This is a genomic window from Burkholderia sp. BCC0044 (assembly GCF_902832955.1).
Lineage (GTDB): Bacteria > Pseudomonadota > Gammaproteobacteria > Burkholderiales > Burkholderiaceae > Burkholderia.
Window position 1 is genome coordinate 447,352 of the sequence record NZ_CADFDO010000003.1, and the last position, 26,013, is coordinate 473,364.

Below are 26,013 nucleotides of genomic sequence, written 5' to 3' on the forward strand. Positions count from 1 at the left end.
CGCGACGCGTCACTTTCCCGAACGCAAAAAAACGCCGCCCAAGTGAAGGGCGGCGTTGTCGCTTGCCGATACGCGATCACGCATCGAGTTTCGCGGGCTTCATCTTCGGCGTGAGCACGTGCATCACGGCCAGCGCGATCAGGTAGGCCGACGCGCCGATCGCGAACAGCACCCAGTAGTGGCCGGTGCGCTGCAGCACCTGGCCGATCACTTCCGAGAACAGCACGCCGCCGATCGAGCCGGCCATCCCGCCGATGCCGACCACCGACGCGACCGCGCGGCGCGGGAACAGGTCGGACGCGGTCGTGAACAGGTTCGCCGACCAGCCCTGGTGCGCGGCGGCGGCGAGGCCGACGATCAGCACCGCGATCCACAGGCTCTGCACCTGCGACACGAACGCGATCGGCAGCACGCAGCATGCGCAGATCAGCATCGCCGTCTTGCGCGCCCGGTTCACGCTCCAGCCCGCGCGCAGCAGCATCGACGACAGCCAGCCGCCGCCGATGCTGCCGACCGTCGTCAGCGCATAGATGCAGACGAGCGGCAAACCGATGTGCTGCATGTCCATTCCGCGCGATTCGTTCAGCCACTTCGGCAGCCAGAACAGATAGAACCACCACACCGGATCGGTCAGGAACTTGCCGATCAGGAAGGCCCACGTCTCGCGCTTGCGGATCAGTTCGCCCCAGCGCGGCGCGCCGGCATTCGCGTTCGCCGCGTCGAGCGCTTCGGCTTCGTCGCGCGGCTCGTCGTATTCCGCGGCGAGCGCGCGCGTGTCGGCCGTGCGATACATCACCAGCCACACCGCGAGCCACACGATGCCGATCGCGCCGATGATCACGAACGCCGCGCGCCAGCCGTAGGCCACCGCGATCGCCGGGATGATCGCCGGCGCGAACACCGCGCCGATGTTCGCGCCCGAGTTGAAGATGCCGGTCGCGAGCGCGCGTTCGCGACGCGGAAACCATTCGGCCGTCGTCTTGATCGCGGCCGGGAAGTTGCCGCCTTCGCCGATCCCGAGCAGCGCGCGCACGGCCGCGAAGCCCGTCACCGAGCCGACCGCCGCGTGCAGCATCGCGGCGATGCTCCATACCAGCATCGCCACCGCGTACGACACGCGCGTGCCGAGCCAGTCGACGATGCGCCCGAAGCCGAGCAGGCCCAGCGCATAGAACGCCGAAAACGCCATCACGATACGGCCGTACTGCACCTGGCTCCAGCCGATGTCGTGCTGGAGCATCGGCGCGAGCAGGCCGAGGATCTGCCGATCCATGTAATTGATGACGGTCGCGAAAAACAGCAGCGCACACACGGTCCAGCGGTAGCGGCTGGCGGCCGCGCGCACGGCGCCGACGACGGCAGATTGCATGAATGTCTCCGATGTGCGGTCGCGCCCGTCGCGCCGCACGAAGTTCGTTGACCGGCGACCGGCGCCGGGGCGAACGGCCCACGCGCTGACGCACAGGCCCTTTTCACCAACCCATCTGGAAAACGTTTTTCAAAGGATAGGCCGCCTGCTGGCGCCGTGTCAGTCGGGGATTTCGATGAGTCATCTCAAATTCGTCGCGGTAAAAGAGACGACTGTTTCGCAGAGTGGTATTAACCGTTTTTCCCTGATTTTCCCGCTGCGGCGCGGCAGGCGCGCGGCGGCCGAAACACATGTCCGATTTCAGCCAGAATCGACGGCGAGGATGGTTTACAGTCGTCGCATGCGCCTCGATCCCGACACCTGCTACGACGCCCTGCTTTCGCGGAACCGCCGCTTCGACGGCTGGTTCTTCGTCGGCGTCGCGACGACCGGTGTGTACTGCCGCCCCGTGTGCCCGGTGAAGCCGCCGAAGGCGCAAAACTGCAGCTACTACCCGACCGCCGCGGCCGCCGAGAAAGCCGGCTTCCGGCCCTGCATGCGCTGCCGCCCCGAACTGGCGCCCGGCCACGGGCTGCTCGACCTGTCCGGCAATCTCGCCGACGCGGCCGCGACGCTGATCGACGACGGTTTCCTGAACGCGCATTCCGTCGATGCGCTCGCACGGCGCGTCGGCGTGACCGAACGCCATCTGCGCCGGATCTTCGGCGCGCAGTTCGGCGTGTCGCCGGTCGAGTTCGCGCAGACGCAGCGGCTGCTGATGGCCAAGCGGCTGCTGACCGATACCGCGCTGCCGGTGGCCGTCGTCGCGTCGACGGCCGGGTTCGGCAGCGTGCGGCGCTTCAACGACCTGTTCCGCGAGCGCTACGGCCTCAATCCATTGCGGCTGCGCAAAGGGGCCGGCGCAGCCGCCGACGGCGACATGACCTTTCCGCTGCCGTACCGGCCGCCGTTCGCGTGGGCCGACCTGATGCGCTTTCTCGCGCAGCGGCAGATCGACGGCGTCGAGCGGATCGACGCGCAGGGTTATGCGCGCATCGTCGACCTGCCGAACCGGAACGATGGCGGCCGCGCGACGGGCTGGCTGTCCGTCGCGCACGTGCCGCAGCGCTTTGCGCTGGCCGTCACCGTATCGCCTGCGCTGACACCCGTCGTGCCGGCCGTGCTCGCACGCGTGCGCCGGCTGTTCGATCTCGACAGCCGACCCGACGTGATCGATGCGCATCTCGGCGATCTCGCGAGCGGCTCGCCGGGCCTGCGCGTGCCCGGCGCGTTCGACGGTCTCGAGATCGCGATCCGTGCAATCGCGGGCGAGCAGCTTGCGTCGGCGCAGACGGATACGCCGTTGCTCGCACGGATCGCGGAACGCTTCGGCCACTCGGTCGACGGCGCGCCGCCGGGCCTCACGCACGCACTGCCCTGCGCCGCGACGCTGGCCGCGCTGCCGCCTTCGGCCCTCGAAACGATCGGCATCGAGCGCGACACGGCACGCGCGATCGTGTCGCTCGCCCGCGCCGTCGACGACGGCACGCTCGCGCTCGAACCGATGGCGCCGCTCGACGCGACGCTCGCCGCGCTGCGCGCGCTGCCCGGCTTCGACGAACGCGCGGTGCAGTACGTCGCGATGCGCGCGATGGCCTGGCCGAACGCGTTCCCCGCCGACGACGCGTGGCTGCCCGCCCGCACCGAATCCGCGCGCCTGCCGTTCTCCGCGCCGCACGCGGCGGCGCGCTGGGCGCCGTGGCGCGCGTATGCCGCACTGCATGTGTGGCGCCTTCAAGGAGATGTATCGCGATGACTCCCGCTCACCTGATTCCGAGCCCGCTGGGCGACATCGCCGTGCGCATCGAAGACGATGCGCTGACCGGCCTGTATTTCGTCGGCCAGAAATACTTCCCGTCGCTTGCGATCGTGCGCGAAGCGGACGCGGACGCGCTCGCCAGGTCGCCGGTCGCCCGCCGGGTCGCGGAAGAAATCGCCGAGTACTTCACCGGCGCGCGCGACACGTTCTCGGTGCCGATCCACCTGCGCGGCACCGCGTTTCAGCGACGCGTATGGAAGGAACTGCTCGCGATTCCGTTCGGCGAACTCGTGTCGTACGGCGACATCACCGAGCGCGTCGGATTGCCGATGAGCGGCGCGCGCGCCGTGGGCGGCGCGGTCGGCCGCAATCCGGTATCGATTATCGTGCCGTGCCATCGCGTGGTCGGCGCGTCCGGCAGCCTGACCGGTTATGCGGGTGGTATCGACCGCAAGCGTGCGCTGCTGTCGCTCGAAGGGGCGGGGTTTTCGCGCGGCGCCGGGCACCCGGTGCAGCAGGCGCTCGCGTTCTGATGGAAGGTGCGCATCACGCGCTCAACACCGGCCGGCGCGCTTCACGCTTCGCATACGCGCCGGGCGTCACGCGGAATTTCGCCTGGAACAGCGCGATGAAGGACGACGTCGAGTCGTAACCCAGTTGCGCGGCCACCAGACCGATCGGCGCGCCCGCATCGAGCAGCGGCAGCGACGCGAGCAGCCGCACGGCCTGCCGCCATTCGGTGAACGACAGCCCCGTGTCCTGCCGGAACAGCCGCGACAGCGTGCGCCGCGTCGCACCGACCTGATGGCCCCATTCGTCGAGACTGCGCGTATCGCCCGGCACCGCATGCAACGCGCGCGCGATTTTCAGCAGGCGCGGATCGCGCGGCATCGGCACCGTGAGCGGCGCCGGCTGCATGCGGGCGATCCGGTCCGCGATCAGGCACACGAGCGCACCGTCCGGCCCCGCCTCGTCGTAGTGCACCGGCAACTCGCCGGTCGCGATCACCAGCTCGCGCAGCAGCGGCGTCATGCAGAGGATCGTGCAATCGTCGTGCACGTCGCTGCGCGCGATTGCCTCGTCGAGATACAGGCTGTGGAACGCGACGCAATCGCGCGTCGAGACCGCGTGCGGCACGTGGGGCGGAATCCACATCGCATAGTGCGGCGGCAGCAGTTGCCGGCCCGACGGCGTCGACACCTCGAGCACGCCGCTCGTCGCATACATCAGTTGGGCCCACGGATGACTGTGCGCGTCGACGCTCGCGTTGCCGGGAATGCCGAACGCGCGCACGTACAGCGGCCTCGGCAGGCGCGCCATCGGCGGCACCGCGTAAGGGTCGCCGGGTTGTCCCGCCAGCAACATAAGACGTCCTCCGAAGGTCATTGCACGAACGAACGCGATGCTACCGTGGCGGCTCCTTTTTTCACACGGCTTCCGCCCATGAGCGCTCATACCCGCATCACCCGCAAGACCGTTACCGCGATCCGCTCGACCAAAGGCATCGGCAGCCTCGTGTCGCTGACCGCGTATTCGGCGCCGATGGCGAAACTCGTCGACGACGTGGCCGACGTGATCATCGTCGGCGACTCCGTCGGCATGGTGCTGTACGGGATGCCCGATACGCTGCGCGTCACGCTCGACATGATGATTGCACACGGGGCGGCCGTCGTGCGCGGCGCCGCGCAGGCGTGCGTCGTCGTCGACCTGCCGTTCTCCACGTTCCAGGAATCGCCCGCGCAAGCCTATCGCTCCGCCGCGCGGCTCCTCGCCGAAACCGGCGCGCAGGCCGTGAAGCTCGAAGGCGGCTGCGAGATGACCGACACGATCCGCTTCCTGACCGATCGCGGCATTCCGGTGATGGCGCATGTCGGCCTCATGCCGCAGCAGGCCAACGCGACGGGCGGCTTCCGCGCGCAGGGCATGGACCCGCGTTCGGCCGCGCAGGTGTTCGACGCCGCGTGCGCGGGCGAGCGGGCCGGCGCATTCAGCGTCGTCATCGAAGGCACGGCCGAGGCGCTCGCGCGCCACCTGACCGAGACGCTGACGATCCCGACGATCGGCATCGGCGCGTCGCCCGCATGCGACGGGCAGGTGCTCGTGACCGAGGACATGATCGGCGCGTTCGATGCGTACACGCCCCGCTTCGTGAAGCGGTACGCGGATGCGAATGCGGTGATGCGCGGCGCGATCCGCCAGTACGCGCACGATGTGCGGCAGCGCGTATTTCCCGAGCCCGCACATTGCTTCGGGTACGGCAAGCCGCTGCAACTGGCGGACGCGGCCACCGCTGCGTGATGCGGGACGAACGACGCGGTTACCTCACGCTACGTGCGCTTGCGCATCGCATGCGCGACTCGCGCATTCGCTTCGAATTTCGCGCGATGCGTCGAGAAAAACGTTCGCACGTTGCGGACGTTCGACGCGCCGGTGAATAGCCGCCGCGCGAATTCGTCGTATTCGGCGACGTCGGCCAGATCGGCGATCACGACGAAATCGGGCCCCGGCGACACGCGATAACACTGCGTGACGGCCGGCTCCGCACACACGTACGCTTCGAACGCGTCGTAGTCTTCGGCCGTCTGCCGGTCGAGGCTGATCTCGATCAGCGCTGTGACGCCCGTGCCGATCGCGACCGGGTCGAGCACCGCGACCTGCCGGCGGATCACGCCGGCCTCCGTCAGCCGGCGCACGCGACGCATGCAGGTGGGCGGCGACGACAGCGCGCGCTCGGCCAGTTGCAGGTTGGACACCGACGCGTCGTCCTGCAGGATCGCGAGAATGCGCAGGTCGAGTTCGTCGAGGGTGATGCCGGCCATCGGCCACTCCTTCCGGTCAGTGAGTGAAATTTAATTTCAACATGATAGACAACCATCCGCCTGTTTCATATTTAATGATTTTTTGAAATTTAATTCCATTTCAGGGGTTCTACCATCGCTCTCACTGATCCAGACAGGACATTTAGGGAGCGCGATATGTGTGGAATTGTCGGGGCGGTGGCCCAGCGGGACATCTTGCCGAACCTGGTCGACGGCCTGAAGCGGCTCGAATACCGCGGCTACGATTCGTGCGGCGTCGTGGTCTACCGCGATCGCGCGCTGGCGCGCGCCCGCAGCGTCGATCGCGTCGCGAACCTGCAGCGCGAGATCGCCGGGCAGGCGTTGTCCGGTTACACGGGCATCGCGCATACGCGTTGGGCCACGCATGGCGCGCCCGTCACGCTCAACGCGCATCCGCACTTCTCGCCGAGCGACGCGAATGCGCGCATCGCGCTGTCGCACAACGGGATCATCGAGAACTGCGATCAACTGCGTGCGGAACTGCAGGCGCACGGCTATGTGTTCGCGAGCCAGACCGACAGCGAGGCGATCGCGCATTTGATCGACCATCTGTACGACGGCGACCTGTTCGAGGCAGTACGGCTTGCGGTGGCGCGACTGCGCGGCAGCTATGCGATCGCGGTGATGTGCCGCGACGAGCCGCACCGGATCGTCGGCGCGCGCGACGGGATGCCGCTCGTCGTCGGGGTCGGCGAAGGCGAGAATTTTCTGGCATCCGATGCGATTGCGCTGTCGGGTATCACCGATCGCATTGCCTACCTGGAGAACGGTGATGTCGCCGATATCCAACTGCATCGCTACTGGATCGTCGATGCGAACGGCCAGCGCGTCGAGCGCGCGGTGCAACGCGTCGCCGCGCATAGCGGCGCGGCCGATCTCGGGTCGTATCGGTACTACATGCAGAAGGAGATCTTCGAGCAACCACAGGCCGTGGCCGATACGCTGCTCGACGTTTCGTCGATCATGCCCGAACTGTTCGGCGACGGCGCGTGGCGCGTGTTCAACGACGTCGATTCGGTGCTGCTGCTCGCGTGTGGCGGCAGCTATCACGCGGCGCTGACCGCGAAGTACTGGATCGAGAGCATCGCGAAGTTGCCGGCGAGCGTCGAGATTGCCAGCGAGTTTCGTTATCGCGACAGCGTGCCGAATCCGCGCACGCTGGTGGTTGCGGTGTCGCAGAGCGGTGAAACCGCCGACGTGCTCGGGGCCGTGCATGTCGCGAAACGCAGCGGGATGATGCATACGCTCGCGATCTGCAACGTGGCGACGAGTGCGCTGATGCGTGAATGTGCGCTGCAGTTCGTGACGCGTGCGGGAGTCGAGATCGGCGTGGCTTCGACGAAGGCGTTTACGACGCAGCTCGTTGCGCTGTTCCTGTTGACGCTGTCGCTGGCGCAGGTGCGCGGGCGGTTGAGCGACGATGAGGAGAAGGAACATCTGCGGGCGCTGCGGCATCTGCCCGATGCGATGTCGAAGGTGCTCGCGCTGGAGCCGCAGATCATGGCGTGGTCGGAGTTGCTCGCGCGACGCGACAACATGCTGTTTCTCGGGCGCGGGATGCATTATCCGATCGCGTTGGAAGGCGCGCTGAAGATGAAGGAGATTTCTTATATTCATGCGGAGGCTTATCCGGCGGGGGAGCTGAAGCATGGGCCGCTGGCGCTCGTCAGCAATGAAATGCCGGTGATCGCGGTTGCGCCGAATGACATGCTGCTTGAAAAGCTCAGGTCGAACATGCATGAGGTCAGTGCGCGGAATGGACGGCTGTTCGTGTTCGCGGATGTGGACTGTGGGTTGGTGCCGAGTGAAGGGATCGAGGTGATTCGGCTCAACGAGTACTACGGGCCGTTGTCGCCGATCTTGCATACGGTGCCGATGCAATTGCTCGCGTATCACGCGGCGTTGGCAAGGGGGACGGATATTGATAAGCCGAGGAATTTGGCGAAGTCGGTGACGGTGGAGTGAGGGAGAATCATTTCCCCCTCCCTTATCACCTGCGCAAGTCAATATCTGATCTCTCAGTCAGCGTCAGATCAGGTCTGAGCTTGCTTGGCCGTCACTTCATCAAGCGCCGAAATCGATCCGTTGCTGACTCGGAAAGATGGCGGCGTCGATGATCGCTGCCGCCTCGTTGTACTCGTTCGGGTTCGTTGAGAAATGTCTGCTTTCAGAGCAAGCTGCCATTCAAACCGCTGGATGCAGCAATCCGCATCCTGCCATCCTGCGCGCATTCGTCGACGCCATATGACTTAGCTCAGTTGCTCGATCACACGACCTCATCGTCTGCTAGCAGATCGCTTCGCTTGCCAAGGTACATCGGCTTGTCCGGTCCGCGGTAGCTCGGCAGCCAACGCTTGTCCTTCGGCCCGGTTGGATGGTCATACTCCGTGGACGAAAAGAGAAGCTGGGCATCGTTTGCCTCGCACATCTTCTCGAGCTCCGTCAGGTATCGGGCTAGGTCGGCGGTGTGGAGTTCCTCCTGCTTCGGAGTGTCGAGGATCAGGAAGCGGAATGGGCGAGATTTATCAGACAGATACGCCTCCAGCAGTGCCGCGTGTATTGCGAGGACTAGCCTGATCGTCGTGCTGCTGCTGCCGCCGCTGCCGATGACATCAAGCGTTTCGCCTCCGAACGTAAAGCGAAGATTCAAGTCAATGTCGACGTTCGTCGACACGTTCTGCGTGTCAAGCGTCTGCATCCACTTTACGGTGAGTTCGCGCAGGGTCAGTCGAAGCTTGTTGAACTCATTGTCTGCCCTACCGGTGTTGGACAACCCATCAATGCGATCCTGGATACGATCGCGTTCTCGCTCCAGCTTGAATAGCTTTGAGCGCTCTTCCTTCAACCCAGAGATTCGGCCCAATTCGCCCTGCACGCCGACAAGTTGCTTGGTTAAGGCCTGCACAGCTGTCACCAACTGGTCGACGTCCGAAGTATTGGGCGACTCGAGGTTGTCAACGAGCGTCTGGCGCTCCGCGCCGAGCTCCTGAAGCCGCTCCTCCAATTGCTCAACCCGAATCTCGGCACGCTGGCTGTTCCGCTCGAGGTCCTTGATCTGGTCCTTGAGATACAGCAAGTTCTTCCCGTACGATTCCGTGCTACCCAAAAACAACCCGCAGTTCGGCGCGCGGCAGATTTCCTGGAACGATGTGAAGACACGCCGGGCCTCTTCGTTCAGCCCGAGGGTCTTGACCTCGCCATCAATTTCCGCACGGATGGTCTCGATGCCAGCGACACGATTCTGCAGCTCGAAGAGCTCTAATTGCCGAGCTCGGATTTGGATGTCCTTCTGACGCAGGAGTTCAGTGAGCGTCGAGTTCGCGGTCCCCCTCGCGTCCACGGACGCACGAAGTCCGTCAATCTGCTGTGTAAGGTTTTCAGCCGTCCGCTGCAGCACAGCTTGGTTTGCATCGCTATCGTCCACACCGCGACTCTGGTACTCAAGCACACGCTGTGCAGCAACGATCTTACGTGTCTGTGCCTCTAGGGCACTCCTCTCTTCGATAAGGGTCTTCTTAACCTCATAGGAGTGCTTTGGGTTCAGCCCGAAGGCGAACCGCACCATCTCCGCAAATTGGTCTGCGATGAACGTGCTTGGAGCACGGTAGGCAGCTGAATATCCGTAGCCTTGTATGAGGTAGAACAGCGGCAACAGGGTTGCGATGTAGGGCTGTGCCTCCTCGCCCTTTGTCGACACTAGCCGTGGCGGCTTCAGCCCAAGAAGCTGAAACAGCGCGAGCGAGAAGGAACCCTGTGAATGGTGTTCGGTTTGCTCGCCATCGAAATCAATCGTGGCGTAAAACCCCTCGTTCGTCGCGTCGATTGTGCGGCGGATCGTGAGCGGTTTCCCTTCAGACTCCGCGCGCAAGACAACCGCGTTGCATTTCTCAAGGATGTCGGTCCGAAAGTTGTTGGGGAACCCCAGCGCGGACGCAAGCGCACGGACGACAGGGGTCTTGCCGCTGCCGTTGCGCGCGAACAGCATCGTGGTCCTGTAGCCAAACTCCAAGAGCGGGCTTTCCCAACCCACGTCGCCCAGAGATTCGATCTGCAGTGACTTCAGCCTCAATTTACTTCTCCTCTAGCTTTAGCTTCATCCCGGATGTACTGATAGCTGAGCTCGACGGTTTTCATTGAGAAGGACAAGAGGCTTTCCTCCTCGACGGCGCCGTTGTAGACCTTCTTTCCCAAGTCGGTGGCGGTTATTCGGCGTGTCACCTCGTCGATGGTGACTAGCCCCGTCGACTCTAAGAACGTTAACGCCTTGATGGTCCTGATCCGCAGGTTGCCGGACCAGCCAATGTCCTGAGAAGATCCTTTGAAGCCGGCGACAGTCCGCTCCAGGCACTCGCCGACCAATTGCCCAATCTCTGGCAGTTGAGGCTTGGACTGAGCCTTCGAGATTGCCAAGATAGTCATGGCGAGCAGGGGCAACTGGAACAGAGCCTCATTGTCGAGCGTGTGCATTGGCGAAGATCCTTCGCCGGAGAGGTTCAGCTTGAGGCCGAGCCGCCTGGCTTCGCTGAAGAATTCTGGCGAGTTCATCGCGTTGCTCTCCTAACGACGGCAGCACAGAAGGCTCCGAACATCAGGTCCGTATCTAGTGCCGTGAACTTCTTAGCGATGGGGGAATCCAGCGTTGCTTGAACGAAGTTCTCAAGGTCTCCCAAGACGCCTCCTCCAAGCAGCCAGGCTTTGCACTTCTTGTCGACTTCATCGAGCAAAACATTGAACGTGAAGTCCGGGAAGGTATGCCGCGCACTTCTAACCCAAACGTCCCAAGTGACCTTCGCTCGCGAGGCCGCCTCTATCATGGAATCAGTGGCACCCGCCTCCTGCAGCTTCCGCTGAAGAATAGACGCCGCTTTGATGGCCCCAGGGTCGCCCCCTTGCCGCAGGGTTTGGTACACCTGGGTGGAAATGCTCAGGACATCAAGTAGGTCTTCCAGGCCGACACCAGTTGCTAGATCGATGTCTGCCTTGGATAGCCCACCGATGGGAGAGCAGGACTTTTCCTCGACAAGTGTCACCAAGCTTCTTGCGAGGCGCTCAACCTCGTGTTGATGCAACTCAATCTCGCTGTGCTTCCAGATAGCATTGTGCGCGGCAATACTGAACGCTTCGAGCGTGTCGCCGATGTACTGAACGTTCGGCAGCAAGGAGAGCTTCTTTCGAGCCGCATCAATTTGCTCCGATGACAGTGGGCTGTCAGGCGAAACGATTTCAGCGAACTTTTCGATGAGCTGACGGATGTACTTCTTGCTAGACGTGCCAGCGGAAAGGTCCGTGACGACATCGTGAACATCGTCGTTAAAGTGAACGTTGCTCAGAACCGTGATTTCACGACACTGGTCGCCAAATTCGACAGTGTGGACGAACAGCTTGCCCGCGATGCTGTTGCGGATCGCCTCCAACTTCTCTTCTGTATCCAGCGCACCTGTCTTCTTGAGAGAGAACACCTCCGCGACATCCCATTGCTGGTTTGCCTTACCCTTGGTTTTCACTTGGAAGAAGTGGTAGTCGACCACACCCGCTACGGTCCTGCGCACGACAAAGTCGTCGTGATAATCGCAGTAGACCCGGTCGATCTCCTTGCCGCTCAGGATCTCAAGCGCCGCATAGGCAGCTGCTTGGAACTGCATACGGAACCTTGCAACCGTGTTGCGACCAACTGTCTCGCGCGGTTTTTTTTCATGGATGACGTCCATGCGTTTCGCTTTGCCCCCGAATTTCGCATGCACGTTTTGTATCACATTTGCGCGTACTCGCCCACGATACGTTTTACCGGCCCAGTAGGAAATGTGGCACCAAGTCCTCGTGTAAGCGGCCGCACTGCCACCTCGCCCTTTCCCAAGGTCGTTCCAATCGCAACTCTGGCTCATTTGGAAGAGAGATCTCATACTGTATAAATATACAGTATTTTCTCTGCTGCCGCAGCCTGGGGCCAGAAGTCACGCAACGCACTGAACTCTTTCGGGTAAGCTGCATCGCGGTGCCGCGAGTCGACAGTCTGCCTTGATGGCACTGGTCATCACCGCAACTGATTGTCCGGCGCCTCCCTGCTTATAGCGAACGCTCAGATTTTTTCTTCCAAGGGCCGCTCCTGGCCGAACTGAGTCAGATGAACTGACGCTGTCTGTTTGGTCTAGTCCAAACTTGTACATCACCCGATACAGCCACGACGCTTATGCATCGCCTAATGGCTAGCGTCCGACGCGTTCCCGGACGCCCGCGCCCCCGCCCGAACGAAATGATGCTCGACCCTCGTCCGCAGCACACCCTCCACCGCCGCAAGCCGCTCACGCAGCCTTACCGCTTGCCCTTCCGTCATCTCACCGAGCACGATTTTTTGTTCGAGAACGTCGCCACAGCGCGTGATGGCCCACCGATCGACCGTCGCCGTTTCACCTTCGAGCACCGCAGCCGCAGTCGAAACGATGCCCGGATTCCGTCTCGAAACGAGATGAACCGTATGCGTCAACGTAAAACCGGGAAGAAAATGCGACCAGTCTTCACAGACCGTCGGATGGGAAGCGGAGGAAACTTGGCTCATGGTTGCTCCGGATGAATGGTGATCGAACCGGTGCCAGCCATGCTGCTCCCGTTTCGTTGCCGTCAATCGGCCGCATCGCCTCGAGGGCGTCCACCTTGCCCGGGAGGGCAGGTTGGCGTCGGGAAACCCGACTCTGGATGCTTGATTTCTCACGTTCGACATTCCGAACGTGGTTTCATTATATCGAAAAATCGACGGCAAACAAGGAGTCTGTGAAACGCAACGTTTCAGTGGGACTGGCGCCTCCGTCTACCCCACGGAGGTAACCGACGGGACCCCCGCCTCGTATGAGGGTCGGAATCCCGTCATGTCCGCCTAAAACCACACACTGAACCGCGTCCCCGTCATCAGCACATCGACCGTCAGTTTCCATTGATGGGCCTCGGCAATCTCCCTGCAGATTGCCAGCCCGAGGCCCGCACCGTCATAGCGCGAATCCGGCGCCCGCCAGTATCGGTCGAAAAGCAGCGGCAGATGCTCCCGCCGAATACCCGGCCCTTCATCTTCAACATGAATCGCCGTCTCGAGAACGGTCAGCACGACGACACCGCCCGACGGCGACGCATTGATCGCATTCTCGAGAATGTTCTTGAGCAGGATGAAAAGCGCCCCGCCGTCCGCGCGTATCGGTGACGCGGAATCGCGCGCTTCGATATGAAGCGTCACCTGCTTCGCATCGGCCTTGCCGGCCAGCAGGCTCACGACATCTCGCGTGACCTCGGCGCCGTTCACGTCGCCGAAACTGAAGTTCTGCGCTTCGCTGACTTCAGCCAGATGCAGCAGCTGCTTGACCTGCCGCGCCATCAGGTCGATCTCGCGAAGCAAAAGCGCCTTCTGGCTGATGTCCGGCTGCAGCTCGATCTGCCCTCTGACCAGCGTGAGCGGCGTCTGCAACTCGTGCGCGGCGTCGGCCAGAAACTGCTGCTGCACCGCAAAGCCATTCTCGAGCCGGGTCAGCGCGTCGTTGAATGCATCGATCAGCGGCTTGATCTCGCTGGGAATCCCGGCCGACGACAGCCGCGTCTTCAGGTTGCGCGGCTCGATCTCCCGCGCGGCACGCGATACCTCCCGCAACGGCTTCAGCACGTGACCGATCGTCAACGGCAGCGTCAGTCCGAAAATGACGGTCGCAATGACCAGCACATAAGCGACGGTCTTCGGTATCGGATCGATCCGCGTCCTGACGAGCGCATCGGCGAGTTGCCTGCTTTGCGCCTCCTGCACGTAATAGACGACGCTTGCGTTCAACGCGCGCTGCGTCGCGACCGTGTACGCCTTGCCGTCAATCGTGGTGGGCAGCACCTTGCCTGCCACCGTCGCGAGGTCCTCCGTCAGCCACGGTCGATCGTCGCTCGAAGACACCGACGCCAGCAACACCTTCCCCGTCGCATCGAGCACCCGATACTTCACGTCGGCCGGCAAGAGCCGGAACATCACCGCCGGATGCTCACCCAATCGCACGGATGCCGGGCGCCCGGTCGCATCGAAACGCATCCCGGCCACGATATGACGGATGCTCTCCATCTGCTGGCGCCTTCCCAGGAACTCGGGATATCGATCCAGAAAATAGACGGAAAGCGCGGACAGCAGCGCCAGGCTGATGGCGAACAAGACAACGTTGGTCACCCACAGACGCGTCGACAGGCGCAGGATCCAATGACGGAACATGGCGTTTTTTTTACCCGGGAGCGGCAACGGGCGAAACGCGGCGAAGCATCGTCACGCGTCCCGCAGCGCGAAGCCGGCGCCGCGGATATTGGTGAGCCGCATCGTTGCGCCGATCGCCGTCAGTTTCTTGCGCAAGCGGTGCACGGTCACCTCGAGCGCGTTCGGCGTGACCGCCTCCGCGAACCCCCATGCGGCATGCTCGAGTACCGCATGCCGGACGGTCCGGCCCGCCGCTTCGATCAGGCAGAGCATGACCTGCAGCTCGGCCGGCGCCAGCAGCACCGTCCGGTCGCCACAGCGCATCGCGCGCTGCGGCGGGTCCACGGTCACATCCGCGAACGATGCAACGAGCGTCGTGAGCAGCGCCGGACGCCGCATCAGCGTGCGTACGCGAGCGACGAGTTCGCTCATTTCGAACGGCTTGGTCACATAGTCGTCGGCGCCGCTTTCGAGTCCGTCGATGCGGTCATGCAACGCGTCGCGTGCCGTCAGCATCAGGCAAGGCATCATGCGGCCCGCCGCGCGCAGCGTGCGCAGGAACGTCAGGCCGTCTCCGTCGGGCAATCCGCGGTCGACGATCAGCAGCGCGTAGTCGGCCCGGTCGATACCGTAAGCGGCTTCCCGGGTATTGCCGAACCGATCGGATTCGATACCCGCCGCGGCCAACGCCTGGGACAACAGGCCGGCCAGGCGCTCGTGATCCTCGACAATCGCCACTCTTGGCATGCTCGCACTCACTTGAACCGATACATGTAGCCGATCCGGGCCTCGGGAATGAACCGCCTGCCGACGAGCGGACTGTCGGTGATGCCGTCGCCGAGACGCGACACGCCCACGTCCAGAAAAATCGTCTGCTGCTTCGTCGGCCGGTAGTCGAAACGGGTGCCGGCCGACACGTTCACGGCCGAACCCGCGCTGTAGGCGGCGCGCCACGCGCGCGCCTCGGATGGTCGCACGCCGTAATAGTAGTCGACGTATTTGTTGCTCAGCCATTCCGCGCCGACATGTGGCGTGATCGAGAATGCGCCTGACGCGAACGCCTTCTCGAAGCCGATTTTCGCGCGCTCGCCCTTGTTTCCGCCGAGCAGGAAGCTACCCGACAACGTGCCGAAGCTCGTGCTCCATGACAGTGCGGGCCCGTACCACAACGCGCCCTTGCGCTTTTCCATGCCGTTCAGGATCGGGGCGTCCGAGCCACTGTATCCGTCGAACAGCGAGAACTGGCCACGCAGCGCGACATTGACGCCGCTCCAGTTGCCGATTTTCAGATCGACCGTGGTGCCGATGGCCTGCACCCATTTGTTGTCGAAGTAGACCAGCGGAAAAGGCAATACGCGGGTGCCATCGCCCCTGTAGGCCGACGGCTCGATGCCGACGCCGGCGCCCAGTCCCCAATGCGTGACGTTGGTCGCGTTGTTGAGGATGGTCAGCCCCGTATTGTCGGGATCGGGCGGGCTCATGCCGTCGTCCGCCCACGCGGAAACAGATGAAAGTGCGAGTGAAGCGGCAATCAGCAATAACGGGCGTTCGCAGCGGGAGGCAATTTTCACAATCGTTTTCCTGGAGTCGACGGTCGAAACGGGGGCTACTGTAGGACCAGTCGACTTACCGCTCACTTACCAGGAAAAATATCGTCCAAGGACAGGACCGACTTTGGTTTGACGTTGCTCAGACTGTGCACGTTCGGCAACGTGACATGCGCGCATGACGCATCGCGGCGGCGATTCCCTTCCCGCCCGCCGAACCCCGCTACTTCGACAACCGCAATTTCTTCGACACCACGACGCCGCTCGACGGACTCACCAGCCAGATGTCACGAAGATCCATGTGCAACGTGGCGATCCTCGTCGAAATGTCCGTCGGCTCCTCGATACTCGGGTCGGCATGTTCGGTTTGTTCGGTCAGGTAAGGCCGAACCAGGCGTCCGGAAAAAACGAGTGCGAAGTCGCCATGCGTTTGCGCGTACTCGGCGGCCGAAAGCTGCATGCGGCTCCGAATCGTGTTCTTTTTCCCTTGTCCGGCCTCGAGTTCGATGATGTCGACGTGCTGGATGTACCCTTTTGCCTTCGCTTCCGGTGCAATCACGAGCCCGCGCCCTCGCGGCCCCGTCGTCACTTTGTGCAGCAGGATGCCTGCCCGGCCGTCGCGCTCCGCATCGAACAGGTCGACATCCAGCGTCAGCAGTTGCCGCCGCGACCGGTATCTCACCCCGTACCGCACCGGCACCACGAACGTCACGTCACGATCCAGGCCGATGGCCGCCAGGTCGAGATTCGTCGGGCCGTGCCGGCCGGCGGCACCGGCGACCGCGCCGCGAACGCGATCGCGCAACGAAGGTGAGAGCGTGCCGATGTGCACCTTCTGCAGCGCGTCCCGGATGGCAACCGGGTCGTCGCCGACAATCGGTCGTGCCTGGGACGCGTCGTGATCGACAGCCGACGCGACGTGCGTCGTGCCGTCGCTGGCCTCCACCTGTGCATGCGCCGCGACGGGCGCCAGCATCGTCGTCACGGCGACGATGCACGCGAAGCGCGAACAACCCAATTTGAATTTCCGGTGAAACACGACGAACCCCCGATTGCGTCCAGATCGCTCAACGACGAGCACTATAGGGTGGAATGATCGGCAACGCACCTGCCGTTCGAAATTCGTCGATGCCGGCACGCCTCGCCACAGGTTCCTTGTCGGCCCGGCAGCATGTCAATGGTCAACACTACCGTGTTGCCTTGGCGACAACAACCGATGGAAAGCGAGTAGCGGCGCCCATCGAGCATCCGCAAACGCGTGCCGCGCCGCACATCGCGCGCCAGTGCGCAAGCCCGCTCGCACCGGTTTCAATGGCGTGACGTACCGCTGCTCATTTTGAGTCGGGACAATTCTGAATTTTCAAATTCCAATTCAATCATGTCCGAACAAAAAAAACCCCACGCCAACGATATGGGAAAACGAGGCATGACAAATACTAACTCACAACATTCGACTCGACATATTCTCATTTAAATAAAAAATCCACTCCAAGCAAAAAATCATTAACCATTGTTTCAAAATGAATTTTTCAAAATCTCAAAATAAAAATATCCGTTAAAGATAGAAATAGCTTGCTATTCTTCGCACCGAAATTCCGAGTGCCGTCGCCTGGTCACCCTGAGAGGCGGATTCGAACCCATCCGAATCCGGAACAAAAAATAACGAGATCGTCGTTATGTCGATAGCAGCAACTTTGCGAAACTTTGCGTCGGGTCGGGTCGACCTGAACAAGCGTCCGGTCTCCCTTCATTTCGGGCAGGCGCAACGCGCGGTCGGCCATCTGCTGGCGCTCCATCACGCCGATATCCGCGAGGGGCTGATGTCGGGTATCGAAGGGCAACTGACCTGCGTGTCGACCTACGATCATCTGCCGCCTGCGCTGTTTCTCGGTTTGCCTGTATCGGTCCGGCTGACGACCGATCGCGGCAACATCCGGGCCATCAACGCGATCGTGCACGAAGTGCGAACCGGTCAATCCGACGGCGAACTGACCGTGTATCAGCTGCATGTGTGCGACGCGCTGTCGCTGATGGACCGTCGCACGAACGCCCGCCTGTTCCGCTCGCGCAGCGTGCCGGACATTCTGGCGACGCTGATGAACGAGTGGAAACAGCGTAGCCCCGCACTCGCGCGAGCGTTCGATTTCGACCTGTCGACGTTGCAGGCCGATCGCTATCCGGCACGCGAACTGACCCGGCAGGTCAACGAATCCGACGCACGCTTCATCCGGCGCCTGCTGCGCCGGGAAGGCATCACGGTCTTTGCGAAGGCCGCGCCGGCCGACGGAAGACGCGGCGTGACCGATGAGCGGCCGATTCACACGCTCGTGTTCTGCGACGATCCGCATCGTCTGCCGGACGCGCCGGCCGGCACCGTCCGCCTTCACCCGCGCGACGCCGGCGTCGAGCAACGCGACACCGTCACGCTCTTTGCGTACGACCAGCGCCTGTCGCCCGGCAAGGTCCGCCGCCCGTCGTGGGATTACAAGACCGCGCGTGTGGACGACTTCGAGGCCGTCACCGGCATCGACCAGGGCGAGTCGGGGAATGATCTTGCGCGCCTGCTGACCGACGTCGCGATCGACATCCCGCACGTCGGCGACTCGTGGAACGATCACGCGCGCATCGCGCACGACCGGATGCTGGCCCATCAGTTCGCAGCCGCGCGCTTCGACGGCATCGGCACCGTGCGCGACATGCTAGTGGGACACGGGTTCACGCTGGCGGGCGACCCCGAGCTGGACATGAAGTCGATCGATCGTCGTCGGTTCGTCGTCACGTCGATTCGACACGTTATCTGGAACAACCTGCCCACAGACCTGTCGAGCCGCACAAGCGGGCTATTCGCGGCAAGCCGCAATCTCACGCCAACCGTCCCGCCACCCGATGCATCGGGACCAACGGACACGCGCTACGAGAACAGTTTCACGTGCGTGCAACGCGGTGTGCCGCTCAAGCCGGCCTACGAGCCGGCGATCGACGTGCCGCCGGTTCACCTGCTGACCGGCACGATCGTCGGCACGCAAGGCGAAGAGGTGTTTTGCGACAAGGCCGGCCGCGTGCGTGTGCTGATTCACGGGCTGGATCCGGCGGACCATGCTCACGCGCAAGGCGCCGGAACGAACGGTCTGGCCGGCGACAGTGCGCCGATCCGCGTCGCGGCGAGTCTCGCGGGCGAATGCTTCGGTGCACTGTTCCTGCCGCGCGTCGGCATGGAGGTCCTGCTCGGGAACCTGTCGGGCGATCCGGACCGTCTGGTGATCATCGGCGTGTTGAGCAACGGCGTGAACCCACCCACCGCTTTCAGCGATACCGGCGCGCTGCCGGGCAATCGATACGTGTCCGGGATCAAGACGCGGGAAATCAAGGGCCGCCGGCACAACCAGCTTCGCCTGGACGATACGCCGTCGCAAATCTCCGCGCAGTTGGCAAGCGGACATGCGCATACCCAGTTGAATCTCGGCTACCTGACGCAGCCGCGCAAGGACGGACACGGGAGCGATCGGGGCGAAGGCGCGGAGCTGCGCACCGACGCCGCCGCGGCGTTGCGCGCCGCCCAAGGCATGCTGTTGACGACCTATGCGCGTTCGCATGCAACGGGCGGTCAGCTCGATCGCGATGAGTTGATTCGCTTGCTCGATCAATGCTCGGCGCTGTTCAAGTCGCTCGGCGATTACGCCGGCCAGCATGGCGGGCAATCCGCCGACACGGCCGGCCAGGACAACATCGCCAACGCATTCCGTCACTGGAAACCCGGCGGATCGGAATCCGGCGCCACCGGCGACGCATCCGCGTTCATGGCGTTCGGCGCGCAAGCCGGGTCGCTGAACGTCACGCCGAAAACGCACGTCACGTATGCGGGCGAGAACATCGATCAGATCGCGCAGCAACACATGCAAATCACGAGCGGCGAGCGAATCAATCTGCATGCCGGACGTGGCGTCGCGATGTTCGCGCACGGCGACGGCGTATCGGCGATCGCGCATCAGGGGAAAGTGGCCCTTCAATCGCAGCACGACGACACGCAAATCGAGTCCGGCAAAAACATCCAGTTGACCGCGGCCGACGGCAGGCTTGCCGGCACGGCAAGCGACGAAATCGTATTCGTCACGTCCGACGGCGCATATCTCAAGCTGCATGGTCGCGATATCGAACTGGGATGCCCCGGCAAGTTCACCGTGAAATCCGATGGTCATGTATGGGACGGCCCGGCCAGCATGAGCGTCGACCTGCCGACATTCGATCAAAGTCCGCTCGGCCGCGTCCCGAAGCTGATTCGACCGACGGACGGTAACGCGGCACCGGGGTTTGAAGGACAGATTCAAAAGGCATCGGGGACGCTGTCGAATTTGACGACCGACACGGCCGGGGAACTGCCGGCAGTCGATACCGACCGGTTCGAAAGGCTGGCGGTGAAGTTCATCAAGAAGAATGTTTAACGAAAGCGCAGGAGTCCGGATGATTGACTCATCTCTCGATCCTCGGCCGGAAGAGGACGCACGCACCGACGAGCACGGCGCGACGGGCGACGTGCCCGGAGCCACCTCAGATCGTCGTCGGCCGGAGCGACGGAGTCGCGATGTGGACGAAAGACACTCGGCTGATCTGCATCAAGCAAATGCCGTTGCCCGGTATCGTCATCTTCGTCCATGGTGTGAATTCCGAAGGCGAATGGTTCGAGGCCGCCGAGCAAGGGCTGTGCGAGGGCCTGAATCGTCGGCTCGGGCGGCTGGATGATCAATTGATGTATCACGGCATCGACGCCGGGCAATTGGTGCTGGCGAAGTACACGGAAAGCGTGACGCCGGACGGGTTTTTGAATCCGAAGCTTTGGTCCGGTAACTACATCAAATCTGACCCGTCCTTCTCGCCCGTCATTCATTTCCGATGGGGCTATCGGGCAACCGCCGCAGAACTGAAAGAGTACGGCGACAAGATTTTCCTGAACGAGAAGGACTATTGGGGCGGCGGTCCGTTCACGAATGGCTGCGCGAGCCTGCCCGATCTCTGGCACGGCGGCCTCGACGACCGTGCGGCCGGATGGTTGACCGTCCAGGGGATCAACCCGACCAACCGGCCGCTGTATCGCGCGCCGCCCCGCGCATATGGCGTGCTCGCGGCGTTGCGCCTTGCGAGGCTGATCGAGTCGATTCGCCGCATGCAGGCCGATGTGCCGATTACCGTCGTGTGTCATAGCCAGGGCAACATCGTGGGCCTGACGGCGGCGTTCTTCGGCGATGCACTGCCCGATGTCGAAGATCCGTGGGGACGTAGCGGGCATTGCGTGGCGGATGCCTACGTACTGGCGAATGCGCCGTACAGCCTTGCGCGCGCAGACGGCCCCAATCCATCCGATACGTTCATGGATACCTGGTCGCAACGCGCGACCAGGGACGGCAGCGGTCGTCGCGGACGGCAGACCTACGCCGCGCGCACGAAAACGTTCGGCAAGTTTCTGTCGATCATCGGCACCCGCAAAGCCCACGAACTGCCCGCCGGCAAGATCGATGAAGACATGGCGAACGAACGGGTATCGCCGAGCAGCAAGCGGTCCTATGCGGCACAAGAGGATCGGGCTCGCCACGGCCTGAACGAATCGACATATGGTCGCGTCACCGCGTATTGCTGTCCACACGACCAGGTGATTTCGGCGGTCACGGTTCAAGGCATCGGCTGGCGCGGCATCGACAAGAACGAGCTGAACGATATCAGCGTCCCCGGCGTGCTGACGCAGCGCGTCTTTGCCTCCGGCTTCCAGGTTGGCGTGCAGAAGCGCTATCAGTATTGGGAAGATGACTGGCGGCATAACAAAAAGGGAACGACGTCGGGATTCTGGTATCCGCCTTCGCCGCCTGCCAAGTTCAATCTCATCGGTGCGCTCAAGGGAAACGAGTCCGTGTTCGGGGTGGCGGCCACGCTTGCATCCGCGCCGATCATGTTTTTCGTGACCCAGATCAGCTCGGCATTGAATATGTTCCGCGTGAACGCCCTTCCGCCGAAGGGCTGGACCGTGGTAGCGGACGCGCCGGCACTCGACGAACCGTTCCCGCCGCAAGCGTTGCGGTTCGGCAAGCCCATCGAAACGAAGGACGGCAATGCGAAAAGCGACTTCAACGAAGGCAACGATCCGCCGGCCGCATGGCGAGACGCAAGCAAGACAGACGCCGACAAGCGCGCTGATGATCCCTACGATCAGTACAAGGCGAAGAACAATGACAGCGTCGCGCAAGGTACGGCAGAGAGCGAAGCCGGACAGCGTTACGAGGACCGCGCGTTGATGCGGATGGAAGCGCGGCGCACGCTGAATACGGAATGGCTCGATGGCGACGGCCACGTGATCGGCGAGGACGGCAAGAGCGAAATGCCGGATGGCTACAAGGAATGGCGCGATAAACAGATTGTGGATTGGCTCGATCGTGGCTCGACCAACAGCCCGACAAATCACTCCACGACGATGACCAATCCGAAGCATGCCAGAAAGGCACTTGCGTACGACGTGGCGATCGGGGTTTGCTATCTGACGCCCAAGCAAATGAAAGCACTACGGATTGAAGCCGATTGGCGGATGGGAGACGGTATTCCCAACGATAGCCTAAACAAGAAGTACACACAGTACTTTATGCGCGGAGAGCTTGACGGGCTTCCGATACATGAATGGGTACATGCGGAGAGCAGTGAAGGCAAGATGCCGGACACGATCACGGATGAACGAGAAGGTCAGTTCTATCTGAAGGTCGGAGGCACGATATGAAGGCACTAATCGCTACATGGCCGCGACGTGCCGCTGTTGCGCTCGCAGCATGGATGATCACGGCCGTACTCATGGCGTCGTTAATGGCGCACGTAGAACAGCCAGACCCGACACAACTGGAAATAGGAGATTGGATGAAACGATTTTTAGTCGTGCCCAGCCTGGCTGCGCTCATGGTGCTTCTGTTCACCACGGCCACGGTACGGCCGGCGCACGCGGCACCTTCGACGGAACCTGTAACGCATGCGGGACCCTCTGCGGAAGAAGCAGCGAAGCCATTCGTCGCGCAGGTCGTAGGTTTGATCTGGTTGAATCCGTTGCAACGCATGGACTACCCGACAGAATGGCAACTGCTGTGGACGCAAGGACTCGCGTCTCCGAACAAGAACGACGACATGGTGCGGACCGATCCGAAGTCCTTTACGACGCTCCAGTCGGTAGCGGGTATTGCATACGGCAACGAAGGCGTAGAAACATTCAGAGGTTTCTATAGCAAGTACATGACCAAGTTCCCGCTGCTGCTTCACTCACGCTACGCGAGCAACGCGAAATACTTCTACACGGTCAAACCTGACGATAAAAAGAACTGGCGTGAGTTGGCTGGCATCCGTGTCGAGCTTGCGATTCCGGAACGACTCGACGCGGCCGAATCGCAAAGCTACTTGCAGGACTCGATTAGAAGGACGTTTTCGATCGGGAATCGGTATTTTCAAACGATGTGGAGCCGCAACGAGCTCCCCGACGTACAAGTCACACAATGCGGCCCCAACACCGGATTCACATCCCTGAACAACGCACTGGACTACTTGCGGGCGAACCCCGACAAGAGCGTCTGGGTAGTGAACTGGGACGCACCCAACTTCCCGCCCACGGATGCACAGATCAACGAGAACCTTGTCGTGCTGTTCCTCGCCGGCCCAACCTTTAACACCGAGCGTGAGCCCCTCGCCTGGATCGGCAAGGCCGCAACCGGCAACACGCATGATTTTCCGAAGAAGGTCGGCACGACGCGCGCCGTGCAGGCGTGGAAGGCGACCATCGACGAAGCGGCACGCAACGCCGGCATCTCGGTCCCTGACCTCAACTACATCGTCCACGACGCAGGTAAAGGCAGCGACGCATCATCGGCACGTCTTGCGATGCTCGCGCAGACCTTGACCGAAACCCTCCCCGAATACGACCACCGCAAACAGACCTTCAACACGGCCGCCCTACTCGGCGACATGGGAACAGGCAGCGCATTGACCGACGTCGCGCTCGCCATCGGCCGGGTCAATCACTTCGGCGGCAACGCACTCGTCGCCGGCACGACCGATCCGGATCACCCGGTCGCAGTCGTCGTCCGGCCACCGTCGAAACTCACGCCGATCGACCCCGACAAGGACTGGTTCCGCGCACGCGGCGGCAACAATGCCTACCTGCCGTGGTGGGGCCGCCGACACGACACAAATTACGGCATGCAAGGCTATTCGTGGTGATGCACATCGGCTTGGCGGCGCGCTGCATGTGAACGTAACCGCCGCGTCTAGTAACAGGAGTCGAGTGCAGCCATTTGCTATCGCGCCCGGTTTGGTGGCGCTCATGGTGTTTCCTTTCGTCACCACCATGATTCCAGATTAACAATGACGATATGAAAATAGCGGAATGGTATGAATAGCATGCTCCGGACATTAAAATCCAAATATTTGAAAAAGATAAAATTGATCGTGGCGCTGCCGATAAGTGTGTTGCTAGCCGGTTGCCCACCGATGATTGTGCCGCATTTTTCAACTAAATCTTACGAGAAAATTTATAGCTTTCCGGCTGAACCACGTCCGTGGTTGACGCTGAAAAACGAGGGCATCAGTCTTTATTTGTATAATAGTTGCTATGATCGAAGCAGCGACTGTAAATGGCAAAATCTGGTCGCGTTGAAGAGCGGAACAAAACCCGATTGGAAAACCCTTCTGGATGCACGTTCGATTAGTTGGACAGTCCAGGGTACGAATTTACCCATGCGCCGCCCAATCTCCGCCTATGCACCCGGCACCAAATATCGTTTCATGGGTGCATTCAATAACTACCCAGAAATCGTGTTTGCAATTCCCGATGACCTTGTTGCCGATAAAGGGCGCGATCCGGACGGGGCGCGGCGTTACAGGCAGATTGAAGATTACAACTCTCTCGCCAGCCCTGTGGCTATAGATATTCAGTTGGTCGTTTACGATGACGAGCATCAATGGATTTTTGCTAGACAACCGAAACCGCATTATGAAAGAAAGAATTATCCGACCGATCTATTTGTTCCCAGCGACCTATTTCGATTTTCGAGGGGCGATGATGTGCGGCTACATCAGTCGATGGCCTTGTATTATGTTTCACCAAAAACAGCGCCGACCGGCTATCGTGTCGTATCAGGCAAGGCGGCGGAATATTGGGTTGGAAAGTTCAATATCAAGTATAGAGCCAATCAAATCGCGTTAGCTGATGTTACATTTCCTTCTGTGCCTCTCACACTTGACGCCTTAACCGTCGATGACAAAAGCGTCGCTGGAAAGCCCACGCTGTTATGTCACTACAGCTATACCCAATTTAATCTGGGTTGGATGGATGCGGCCCAACACCGCGGACCATCGGAGGAAGATCGAAAGAATTGCGAGCCAATTCAATAGTCGGGATGCTGCCCAATAATTATTGGGTCGGATCGTCTGCGTTTCGCCATCGGCCGGATCAATCACTTCGGTGGCAACCTGCCGTGGTCGGGCCGCCGACACGATACAAATTACGGCATGCTGGGCTATTCATGGTGATACACACCGGTGCGGCAGATTGCTTCACCCGAACGTGATCGCCGCGTCAGACCTCAAACCATTGAAGGACGGAATCCTATGCGGGGAATTATCCGGGTACAAGATACGCACACCCACGGCGGCCGAGTCGAATCCGGCGCCCGAAAAAGCACGGTGATGGGGCGCGCGGTCGCTCGTATCGGCGACGCGTGCTCGTGTCCGATTCATGGCGCCTGCACGATTGCCGAAGGCGACCCGGCCTTCGACATCGAAGGCCGCCCCGCCGCGTTCGACGGCCACAAGACTTCGTGCGGCGCGGAATTGATCTCGTCGCTTCAACATTCGGGGCGGGTCTGAATGCCGACGACCCGACGCATGACCGACGAACAGTTCCGGCTGTTGCGGATGCAGGACACGCGGATCAAGCCGCTGAACCAGTGGGCCTTGCACGAGATTTTCGTGAAGGGCAGATCACAACGGGCGCTGGCCGCCGAACTCGGCATGACGCACTCCGCGATGTCGCAGCTTGTGCGAAAAGCCTGGCGACGCTATCTGGAACTGCCATGCAACGCCGCCCGCCTCACGACGCTCACGGTCACGATTCCGTCGAGGTACGAGCAGGCGCTGCTGGCATGGTTGCGGGATGCGCACCGGCTATCGACCCAACCCGGCCCCCACGCGGCGACGTAATCGCGACGATTCCGGCCAGCGAAGCCACGGAGAAACAAATTCCCCTATTT

At 61.9% G+C, this 26,013-nt stretch carries 21 protein-coding genes and 1 riboswitch; of the genes, 10 read left to right on the forward strand and 11 right to left on the reverse strand.

What is annotated here, in order from left to right:
* Window positions 1–76: 76 nt before the first annotated feature.
* Window positions 77–1,369 (reverse strand): MFS transporter, encoded by a 1,293-nt coding sequence (locus HWX14_RS19050; protein ID WP_175883976.1) that lies wholly within the window; start codon window positions 1,367–1,369, stop codon window positions 77–79.
* Between the two features lie 322 nt (window positions 1,370–1,691).
* On the opposite strand from HWX14_RS19050, the gene HWX14_RS19055 reads away from it, so the two are divergent.
* Window positions 1,692–3,164 (forward strand): DNA-3-methyladenine glycosylase 2 family protein, encoded by a 1,473-nt coding sequence (locus HWX14_RS19055; RefSeq protein ID WP_175884619.1) that lies wholly within the window; start codon window positions 1,692–1,694, stop codon window positions 3,162–3,164.
* Window positions 3,161–3,700, forward strand: coding sequence for a methylated-DNA--[protein]-cysteine S-methyltransferase (locus HWX14_RS19060; RefSeq protein ID WP_175883977.1), 540 nt, complete (start codon window positions 3,161–3,163; stop codon window positions 3,698–3,700). The genes HWX14_RS19055 and HWX14_RS19060 overlap by 4 nt, the downstream gene beginning before the upstream one ends.
* Window positions 3,701–3,713: 13 nt before the next feature.
* On the opposite strand, the gene HWX14_RS19065 is transcribed toward HWX14_RS19060, so the two are convergent.
* The gene (locus HWX14_RS19065; protein WP_175883978.1) at window positions 3,714–4,532 is read right to left on the reverse strand and encodes a helix-turn-helix transcriptional regulator; all 819 of its coding nucleotides are present in this window, start codon (window positions 4,530–4,532) and stop codon (window positions 3,714–3,716) included.
* Between the two features lie 78 nt (window positions 4,533–4,610).
* Between HWX14_RS19065 and panB the strand changes: the two genes are divergently transcribed.
* Window positions 4,611–5,465 carry a 3-methyl-2-oxobutanoate hydroxymethyltransferase gene (gene panB, locus HWX14_RS19070; RefSeq protein ID WP_175883979.1) on the forward strand — a complete coding sequence of 285 codons (855 nt, stop codon included), beginning with the start codon at window positions 4,611–4,613 and terminating at the stop codon, window positions 5,463–5,465.
* 29 nt (window positions 5,466–5,494) lie between these two features.
* On the opposite strand, the gene HWX14_RS19075 is transcribed toward panB, so the two are convergent.
* Window positions 5,495–5,986 carry an Lrp/AsnC family transcriptional regulator gene (locus HWX14_RS19075; protein ID WP_175883980.1) on the reverse strand — a complete coding sequence of 164 codons (492 nt, stop codon included), beginning with the start codon at window positions 5,984–5,986 and terminating at the stop codon, window positions 5,495–5,497.
* Window positions 5,987–6,142: 156 nt separating this feature from the next.
* On the opposite strand from HWX14_RS19075, the gene glmS reads away from it, so the two are divergent.
* Window positions 6,143–7,972, forward strand: a complete 1,830-nt coding sequence (glmS, locus tag HWX14_RS19080) for a glutamine--fructose-6-phosphate transaminase (isomerizing) (protein WP_175883981.1) — start codon at window positions 6,143–6,145, stop codon at window positions 7,970–7,972.
* A gap of 301 nt (window positions 7,973–8,273) precedes the next feature.
* Here glmS and HWX14_RS19085 read toward each other — a convergent pair whose 3' ends face one another.
* From HWX14_RS19085 to HWX14_RS19120, 8 genes are all read right to left on the reverse strand, one after another.
* On the reverse strand, window positions 8,274–10,076 hold the full coding sequence (locus tag HWX14_RS19085) for a hypothetical protein (protein WP_175883982.1): 1,803 nt from the start codon (window positions 10,074–10,076) through the stop codon (window positions 8,274–8,276).
* Window positions 10,073–10,552, reverse strand: coding sequence for a hypothetical protein (locus tag HWX14_RS19090; RefSeq protein ID WP_175883983.1), 480 nt, complete (start codon window positions 10,550–10,552; stop codon window positions 10,073–10,075). The genes HWX14_RS19085 and HWX14_RS19090 overlap by 4 nt, the downstream gene beginning before the upstream one ends.
* Complete coding sequence (locus tag HWX14_RS19095) at window positions 10,549–11,715, reverse strand: dsDNA nuclease domain-containing protein (protein ID WP_175883984.1); 1,167 nt, start codon at window positions 11,713–11,715, stop codon at window positions 10,549–10,551. The genes HWX14_RS19090 and HWX14_RS19095 overlap by 4 nt, the downstream gene beginning before the upstream one ends.
* A gap of 488 nt (window positions 11,716–12,203) precedes the next feature.
* A complete protein-coding gene (locus tag HWX14_RS19100) occupies window positions 12,204–12,560 on the reverse strand; it encodes a hypothetical protein (protein WP_175883985.1) in 357 nt (118 codons plus the stop codon).
* A 42-nt stretch (window positions 12,561–12,602) separates the two neighbouring features.
* A riboswitch (SAM-I-IV-variant riboswitch) is annotated at window positions 12,603–12,706 on the reverse strand.
* Window positions 12,707–12,875: 169 nt separating this feature from the next.
* Window positions 12,876–14,228, reverse strand: coding sequence for an ATP-binding protein (locus HWX14_RS19105; protein WP_175883986.1), 1,353 nt, complete (start codon window positions 14,226–14,228; stop codon window positions 12,876–12,878).
* Window positions 14,229–14,279: 51 nt separating this feature from the next.
* Entirely contained in the window at window positions 14,280–14,954 is a 675-nt protein-coding gene (locus tag HWX14_RS19110) for a response regulator transcription factor (RefSeq protein WP_069618994.1), read from the reverse strand.
* Window positions 14,955–14,962: 8 nt separating this feature from the next.
* Entirely contained in the window at window positions 14,963–15,778 is an 816-nt protein-coding gene (locus HWX14_RS19115) for a MipA/OmpV family protein (protein WP_175884620.1), read from the reverse strand.
* Between the two features lie 199 nt (window positions 15,779–15,977).
* Window positions 15,978–16,730, reverse strand: a complete 753-nt coding sequence (locus HWX14_RS19120) for a hypothetical protein (protein ID WP_347879844.1) — start codon at window positions 16,728–16,730, stop codon at window positions 15,978–15,980.
* A 700-nt stretch (window positions 16,731–17,430) separates the two neighbouring features.
* Here HWX14_RS19120 and HWX14_RS19125 point away from each other — a divergent pair.
* The 6 genes from HWX14_RS19125 (at window position 17,431) to HWX14_RS19150 (ending at window position 25,963) form a co-directional block, all read left to right on the forward strand.
* Window positions 17,431–20,193: a type VI secretion system Vgr family protein gene (locus tag HWX14_RS19125; protein ID WP_175883988.1), complete on the forward strand. Its 2,763-nt coding sequence runs from the start codon at window positions 17,431–17,433 to the stop codon at window positions 20,191–20,193.
* Window positions 20,194–20,333: 140 nt separating this feature from the next.
* The gene (locus HWX14_RS19130; protein WP_175883989.1) at window positions 20,334–22,505 is read left to right on the forward strand and encodes a hypothetical protein; all 2,172 of its coding nucleotides are present in this window, start codon (window positions 20,334–20,336) and stop codon (window positions 22,503–22,505) included.
* A 134-nt stretch (window positions 22,506–22,639) separates the two neighbouring features.
* Window positions 22,640–23,983 (forward strand): virulence factor, encoded by a 1,344-nt coding sequence (locus tag HWX14_RS19135; protein ID WP_175883990.1) that lies wholly within the window; start codon window positions 22,640–22,642, stop codon window positions 23,981–23,983.
* A 171-nt stretch (window positions 23,984–24,154) separates the two neighbouring features.
* Window positions 24,155–25,156, forward strand: coding sequence for a hypothetical protein (locus HWX14_RS19140; RefSeq protein WP_175883991.1), 1,002 nt, complete (start codon window positions 24,155–24,157; stop codon window positions 25,154–25,156).
* 216 nt (window positions 25,157–25,372) lie between these two features.
* The gene (locus tag HWX14_RS19145) at window positions 25,373–25,630 is read left to right on the forward strand and encodes a PAAR domain-containing protein (RefSeq protein ID WP_175884621.1); all 258 of its coding nucleotides are present in this window, start codon (window positions 25,373–25,375) and stop codon (window positions 25,628–25,630) included.
* 18 nt (window positions 25,631–25,648) lie between these two features.
* Complete coding sequence (locus HWX14_RS19150) at window positions 25,649–25,963, forward strand: TrfB-related DNA-binding protein (protein ID WP_244130265.1); 315 nt, start codon at window positions 25,649–25,651, stop codon at window positions 25,961–25,963.
* Window positions 25,964–26,013 lie beyond the last annotated feature (50 nt).